The organism is Kitasatospora sp. NPDC051164, assembly GCF_044455625.1.
Taxonomy (GTDB): domain Bacteria; phylum Actinomycetota; class Actinomycetes; order Streptomycetales; family Streptomycetaceae; genus Kitasatospora.
In genome coordinates, this window is record NZ_JBITFB010000115.1 from 1 (window position 1) to 2,321 (window position 2,321).

General features: G+C 67.9%; 1 protein-coding gene. It reads right to left on the reverse strand.

Translation table 11 applies throughout. From position 1 onward, the window contains the following. Window positions 1-2,309: condensation domain-containing protein (locus ACIBEC_RS47735; RefSeq protein ID WP_396290914.1), on the reverse strand; the 2,309-nt coding region annotated here is incomplete at its 3' end. Window positions 2,310-2,321 lie beyond the last annotated feature (12 nt).

Below are 2,321 nucleotides of genomic sequence, written 5' to 3' on the forward strand. Positions count from 1 at the left end.
ACGATGGCGCGGTGGGGGATGGTGACGCCCTTGGGGCGGCCGGTGGAGCCGGAGGTGTAGATGACGTAGGCGGGGTGGTCGGGGTGGAGGGTGAGTGGGGGTGCGGTGTGGGGGTGGGTGGTGAGGTCGGTGTGGTCGAGGTGGATGGTGGGGGTGGTGTTGGTGGGGGTGGTGGTGTTGGTGGTGGTGAGGAGGGTGGTGGGTTGGGCGTCGTCGAGCATGGCGGTGATGCGGTCGGCGGGGTGGGTGGGGTCGATGGGGAGGTAGGCGGCGCCGGTTTTGAGGGTGGCGAGGAGGGCGACGACGAGGTCGATGGAGCGGTCGAGGCAGATGGCGACGAGGGTTTCCGGGCCGGCGCCGTGTTCGATGAGGAGGTGGGCCAGTTGGTTGGCGCGGGTGTGGAGTTGGTGGTAGGTGAGGTGTTGGTCTTGGTAGGTGATGGCGGTGGCGTCGGGGGTGCGGGTGGCTTGTTGGGCGAGGAGGTGGGGGAGTGTGGTGTCGGGGGTGGGGGTGGTGGTGTCGTTCCAGGTGGTGAGGAGGGTGTGGCGGAGGTCGGGGTTGAGGACGGGGATGTCGGTGAGGGGGGTGTGGGGGTTGGTTTCGAGGGCGGTGAGCAGGTTTTCGGTGGCGGTGAGCAGTAGGTCGTGGATGAGCTGGGGGTCGATGCCGGCGTCGGACTGCACGGTGAACGCGAACCCGTTGCCGAAGTCGTCGATCGAGACGCCAAGCGGGTAGGTGGTGCGTTCCTGAGTGAAGATCAGCTCGACTCCCTCGAGCTCGCCCTCGATGTTCGCCTCATCGATCGGTGTGTGGCGGTAGTTGAGGACGGTGGTGAAGAGGGGGGTGTTGGGGGGGAGTGGGCTGGCTTGTTGGGCGTGGGCGAGGGGGGTGTGTTCGTGTTCGAGGAGGGTGGCGAGGTGGTGGTGGGTGGTGGTGAGGGCGGTGAGGGCGGTGTGGTGGTGGGTGTTGATGCGGATGGGGAGGGTGTTGATGTGGAGGCCGGGGGTGTTGTGGGGGGTGGTGGTGGTGTGTCGGCCGAGGAGGATGGTGCCGAAGACGGTGTCGGGGTGGTTGGTGAGGTGGGTGAGGGTGTGGGCGTAGGCGAGGTGGAGGAGGGTGGCGGGGGTGGTGTTGTGTCGGCGGGTGGTGGTGTGGAGGCGGGTGGTGAGTTGGGGGGTGAGGGTGTGGTGGGTTTCGCGGATGGTGGTGGGGTCGGTGGTGGTGAGGTTGTAGGGGGTGGTGGGTTGGGTGAGGCCGGCCAGTTGCTGGGTGAAGTAGTCGTGGTGGTGGGTGGTGGTGTTGGTGGTGAGGGTGTGGGCGACGAAGTCGCGGTAGGGCTGGGTGGGGGGGAGGTGGTGGTGGTTGCCGGTGAGGTGGGCGCGGATTTCGTTGAGGAGGATGGTGCGGGTGTTGTGGTCTTGGATGAGGTGGTGGATGTGGAGGGCGAGGAGCCAGTGGCCTGGGTGGTGGGGGTCGGGTGCGGTGGTGGCGCGGATGAGGGGTGCTTGGTCGAGGGGGAGGGGGGTGTTGCAGGTGGCGAGGAGTGCTGCGGTGGGGTCGGTGGTGTGGGGGTCGAGGGTGGTGTGGTGGGGGGTGAGGGTGGCGTGGTGGTGGACGACCTGGACGGGGTGGGTGAGGTTTTGCCAGTGGATGGCGGTGCGCAGGGTGTCGTGGCGGGTGATGACGGCGTTGAGTGCGGTGAGGAAGGTGTCGAGGCGTTCGCGGCTGTCGAGGCGTAGGACGGCGGGGAGGAGGTAGGTGTCGTTGTCGTCTTGGAGGTGGTGGAAGAGGAGGCCTTCTTGGAGGGGGGTGAGGGGGTAGATGTCGGCGATGGTGGGGGTGCCGCCGGGGGTGTGGTGGGTGATGTGGTCGAGGTCGGTTTGGGTGAGGTGGGCGAGGGGGGTCATGTCGGGGGTGATGCGGGTGGTGCCTGGGGGGATGTGGGTGGGGGGTGCGGGGGTGGTGCTTTGGGGGGTGGTGGTGTGGGTGGTGGTGGCGAGGGTGGCGGGGGTGGGGGTGAGGAAGAGGGTGCGGATGTCGGTGGGGATGCCGTTGGTGGTGAGGTGGTTGATGAGGGTGAGGGCGAGGAGGGAGTGGCCGCCGAGTTCGAAGAAGTTGTCGTCGGGGTTGACGGTGTCGAGTCCGAGGACGTGGGCGAAGGCGGTGCAGATGGTGGCTTCGCGTTCGTTGGCGGGGGCGCGGCCGGTGGTGTGTGTGGTGTGGGTGGGGGCGGGTAGGGCGCGGCGGTCGAGTTTGCCGTTCGCGTTCAGTGGCAGGGCGTCCAGGGTCACCACAGCTGACGGCACCATGTACTCCGGCAG